This window comes from Rhizobium sp. PP-F2F-G48 (assembly GCF_004342335.1).
Lineage (GTDB): Bacteria > Pseudomonadota > Alphaproteobacteria > Rhizobiales > Rhizobiaceae > Ferranicluibacter.
The window spans coordinates 1-4,767 of sequence record NZ_SLVH01000028.1 but is presented as its reverse complement, the minus strand read 5'-3'; the positions used below and the strand labels follow the sequence as shown (position 1 = coordinate 4,767).

3 protein-coding genes are annotated in these 4,767 nt (G+C 58.7%); all 3 read left to right on the top strand.

All coding sequences use genetic code 11. From position 1 onward, the window contains the following. Positions 1 to 404 precede the first annotated feature (404 nt). Complete coding sequence (locus tag C8J36_RS24620; RefSeq protein ID WP_132537885.1) at positions 405 to 1,421, top strand: zinc-dependent alcohol dehydrogenase family protein; 1,017 nt, start codon at positions 405 to 407, stop codon at positions 1,419 to 1,421. A gap of 177 nt (positions 1,422 to 1,598) precedes the next feature. After that, positions 1,599 to 3,005, top strand: coding sequence for an MFS transporter (locus C8J36_RS24615; protein ID WP_245506734.1), 1,407 nt, complete (start codon positions 1,599 to 1,601; stop codon positions 3,003 to 3,005). Between the two features lie 318 nt (positions 3,006 to 3,323). Further along, positions 3,324 to 4,652, top strand: a complete 1,329-nt coding sequence (locus tag C8J36_RS24610; RefSeq protein ID WP_207897637.1) for a sodium:proton antiporter — start codon at positions 3,324 to 3,326, stop codon at positions 4,650 to 4,652. Positions 4,653 to 4,767: the final 115 nt, after the last annotated feature.

The following is a 4,767-nucleotide window of genomic DNA, read 5'->3' as shown; positions in this document are numbered from 1 at the left end:
CGGCGCATCTGCGCCTCCGACAACAGCATCAGGTCACTCATGGCAGCGTCTCCTTTCGATCCCAGTGAATCAAAACGCAGAGCGCGCCGCAAGAGATTAATAGGTCCTGAGCCTAGTCGTCGGTTCTGTAATGACGATTGACACGTCCAGAATGATTATCAGGTAACTGATCAGGATGATGGCCACCTACGAAGGCAATCTGGTTTGACGGCTGCGACACGACGGTTCGAACGGATATATGCTCCTTAATCATAGACCCATTCGGATCTATGGCGCTAATCGCACCATCCGTTTGCGCATACAATCACCAAGTAGCATCGCGCCGCCGAGCAACCATCCGTCGCCGACACCCGTGGCAGGATGCGTCTGGCGGCATCAGTGACCCATTAAAAGGAGCCCAACCAATGTTAGGGACCGTTCTTTACTCTCCCGGAAGCGTTCGTTGCGAGGAAGTGGCCGAGCCGAAAATCCTCCATCCGACGGACGCAATCATCAAGCTTTCCGCCTCGTGCATCTGCGGCTCCGACCTTTGGCCATACCGCGGCCTCAACGACATCGCGCAGCCGATGCATATGGGCCATGAATATTGCGGCATCGTGGTTGAAGTCGGCAGTGCGGTGAAGACCATCAAGCCGGGCCAGTTTGTCGTCGGCTCCTTCTGCCTGTCCGACAACACATGCCCGCATTGCCTCGCCGGCTTTCAGTCCTCCTGCGAACACCGCGAAATTATGACGGGCGCACAGGCGGAATATGCGCGTATCGCTCAGGCGGACGGATCGCTGCTCGCAACCCCCGAAATGCCGTCCGAAGATCTCATTCCGAGCCTGCTCGCCGTCTCCGATGTGCTCGGCACAGGCTGGTATGCTGCCGATGCAGCCCGCGTTCAGCCGGGCTCGACGGTCGTCGTCGTCGGCGATGGCGCGGTCGGCCTGATGGGCGTGCTCGCGGCCAAGCAGATGGGTGCTGAGCGCATCATCGCGATGAGCCGGCACAAGTCCCGGCAGGACCTCGCCCTCGAATACGGCGCGACAGATATCGTCGCCGAACGCGGCGATGAAGGTATCGCCAAAATTAAGGCGCTGACGAGAAAGATCGGTGCGGATTCCGTGCTGGAATGCGTGGGCACACAGGAATCGATGAACCAGGCGCTGCAGGTGGCGCGCCCCGGCTCGATGGTCGGTTATGTGGGCGTCCCGCACGGCGTACAGTTCGACGGCCAGTCGCTGTTCTTCGGGCAGGTCGGCCTCATGGGCGGACCTGCCCCGGTGCGCCGCTTCCTGCCCCACCTCATGGATCTCGTCCTGAGCCGGAAGATCAATCCCGGCAAGGTGTTCGATCTTGAAATTCCGCTCGCTGATGCGGCTGAGGGTTACAAGGCCATGGACGAGCGCCGCGCCATCAAGACCCTGCTGCGCGTATAACTTTACACTTCGCGGCGGCCGCCCAAGCGGCCACCGCCTTATCAGATCTGGCTTTGCAGAGCCTGACAATGGTTTTCACATCCTGCTGCCTACCTGGTCAGCCGCGAAAGCTTTGGCCTTCCCGGTCTCTAGCGGCCGCCGGGTTTCAACATTTTTTTAGGCGAGGACAACACCGCAATGCCGAGTAACGACCATATCCCAATGCCAGTGGGCAGTCGGCCGATTCTCTGGATCATCCTCATCAGCTTCTCGATGCTTGTCGTGGACAACTCAATTGTCTTCACGGGATTGAGCAAGATCCAGTCCGAACTCGGATTCACAGATGTAGGTCTGTCCTGGATAACGAGCCTTTACGCCCTGACGTTTGGGGGCTTTCTACTTCTGGGCGCACGGGCAGGCGATGTCTTTGGTCGAAACTTCGTCTTTACAGCGGGACTGACAGTTTTCTCATTATCTTCGGCCGCCATCGCTTTCGCGCCATCGCCGGCAGTGCTTGTGATTGCACGGGCAATCCAAGGCATGGGCGCTGCAATCGTGGCACCCTCCACCCTGTCGCTTCTTCAGGCCGAGTTCCCCGCCGGCGAGCTTCGGGCGCGCGTCCTGTCATACTATGCCGCGGCGGGCGGTGTCTCGGCGAGCATAGGCCTTGTCATTGGAGGCATCTTCGCAGGCCTGCTGTCGTGGCGCGTCGGGTTCTTTATCAACGTGCCGATCGGCCTGCTACTGATTTGGGCGTTGAGGCGCTACGGCCAATCCGACGAAGTCTCACCCGGCCGGATCGACGGCCTCGGAGCGGCCACCTCGACGATAGCGATCGGAGCCCTGCTCCTTGGGATCGAGCGCACAGCGACGGTCGGATGGACCGATCCGTGGACCATCCCATTACTGGTTGCTAGCGCAGTCCTGTTCGTTGCGTTCGTGGTGGTGGAGATGCGGGTGGCGGTTCCCCTCATTCCGCTCCGTCTGTTCGCAAGCAGCGAGCGCAGCACAGCCTATGTGGCTCGAGCACTCTTCCTCGGCGCGAATATCGGCTTCTACTTCTTCATCAGCCAGTACATGCAAGGCGTCCTGGGGATGAGCGCCGCGATGGCCGGTCTGGCCTTCTTGCCATCGACCGTTGTTAACTTCGCCGCAGCGATGTTGGCCCCGAGGTTGATGAAACGTTTCGGCAGTGCAACCTCAATGATGTTCACCATCGGATGTGGCCTCATCGGAATACTCATGCTTTCGTTCGTCACACCATCTTCCGGCTATTGGACCGCGCTCTTCTTGCCGATGATGCTGGTCGGGATCGGGCAGGGCGGCACATTGGCGCCCTTGACGTCTTCGGGTATCGCGGGCGTCGAACGTCAGGACGCTGGCGCGGCGTCGGGGTTGCTTAATGTCTCGCAACAGGTCGGCACCTCGTTGGGTATTGCCATCATTACGGCATATGCCGCAACGGCCAACGTGAATCTCGGTGGCTCGGAGCTGCTTGCAGATCGCGTCCGGCTTGCGCTGCAGGCGTCGTCGGCGATGATGATCCTAACGTTGCTGATTGTGGGCGTCTTCATCTTCTCACGGAAGAGGTCAGAGGCGGCGTAAAAATTGCGGCGAAGCAGCGCGATAGTGCAAGCAACCGAAGTCCGCAGCCTTCGCCCGATTTATAGGTCTTGAGCATAACTGCATGCTGAATTCAGCGCATTAACCGGTGATCGTAACTCGGCTATAACCGAGCACTCGCGGCGCTGATCATGAGTCCGAAGGCGGATACATTACGGGAAGCGATTTCCTGATCGATGGCGGTGCTACCACAAACTTTTACTATGGTACGGACGCCAAATAAGGAGCCCTCATTGGGGCGGTTGCCGTCCTTGGTATTGAAACATCAGGCACACTTTTGGCAACAACGAGGAGCAGCTATTGCAAACTTTTGAACTGCTCCTCGCACTCATGTTGGGCGCAGCTCTGCTGTCGATGTTTGCGAGTTCGATGGCAGTACCGTATCCGACACTTCTGGCGCTCGGCGGCGTCGCGCTTGCCTTCATACCGGGCCTCCCCGAGCTCGGATTGCCGCCCGATCTGATTCTTGCGTTGTTCGTGGCGCCGGTTCTACTCGACGCCGCCCACGATATGTCGCTTCGCGATTTAAAGCGCAGCTGGAAACCCGTCATGTCGCTCGTCGTTATGGCAGTAGGATTGACGACGTTGGCAGTGGCAGTCGTTACGCGCTTCTTTCTGCCCGATATGCCATGGGCGGCAGCGATTGCGCTCGGCGCGTTGCTTGCTCCACCTGACGCTGTCGCGGCCCTGGCGGTGATGCGGCAAGTCAATCCCCCGCATCGTATCCGCACGGTGCTTGAGGGGGAAAGTCTGTTCAACGACGCCTCTTCGCTTCTGATCTACCGTCTGGCCGTCGGGACAATCGCAACCGGCGGCTTGAGTTTTGGCGAGGTGGCGCCCGCCTTCCTGCTGGTTGCCATCGGCAGCGTCATCGTCGGCTGGTTGCTGGCGAAATTGACGTCGGGCTTGATCCGACGGGTGGCGGATGCTCCGACCGCAACGATCCTGCAGTTTGTCACAACCTTCGGCGTCTGGCTGCTGGCGGAACGCTTGCATCTGTCAGAGGTGGTAACGGTCGTTACCTTCGGGATAACAGCGTCGCGCAGTTCTACACTTTCTATGCCGGCAAATGTGCGTGTCAGCTCTTTTGCAACATGGACAACAGTGACGTTCGTTCTGAACATACTGGCCTTCACACTGGTCGGGCTCCAACTCCGTCCGATCCTACCGATGCTCAAAGCCGGCCAACATCTCGACTGGCTCGCCTTTGCATTCGCGATCCTCGGCCTCGTGATTGTCGTTCGTCTCGCATGGGTTCTGCTGTATGGCGTCTTCCACCGCGACGATCAGTCGATGCCCGGTGCCATGACGCGAACCGAGTCCATGAAGGCAGCGCTGGTTGTGGGTTGGTCAGGTATGCGCGGTATTGTGACCTTAGCGGCCGCTCTTGCCTTGCCGCAAGACTTTCCATTCCGTGAATTCATACTGCTCACCGCTCTCGTTGTTGTGCTCGGGACACTGGTAGTTCAGGGTTTGACCTTGAAGCCACTTCTCGACTGGCTTGGGATGAACCCCGACACGACAGAGGAGGACGAACTCTCGATCGCACGCACCACGGCTTTGACGGCAGTTCTTTTAGCTTTAGAAGGAGATGATAGCCCTGCCGCTGATCGGATACGGACTGAATAGCCCCGAGATTTGTAGACACCTTCTTTCCTAAATTGAGGCAAGAAGAGCATCATGAGCAAATCGAATTTCAGCGAAGAGTTTAAGCGGGACGCGGTTCGTCAGATCACGGAACGGG

Excerpts from the sequence above, each read along its gene's own strand:
- C8J36_RS24620 (WP_132537885.1), top strand. The coding sequence starts at position 405 with ATGTTAGGGACCGTTCTTTACTCTCCCGGAAGCGTTCGTTGCGAGGAA.
- C8J36_RS24615 (WP_245506734.1), top strand. The coding sequence starts at position 1,599 with ATGCCGAGTAACGACCATATCCCAATGCCAGTGGGCAGTCGGCCGATT.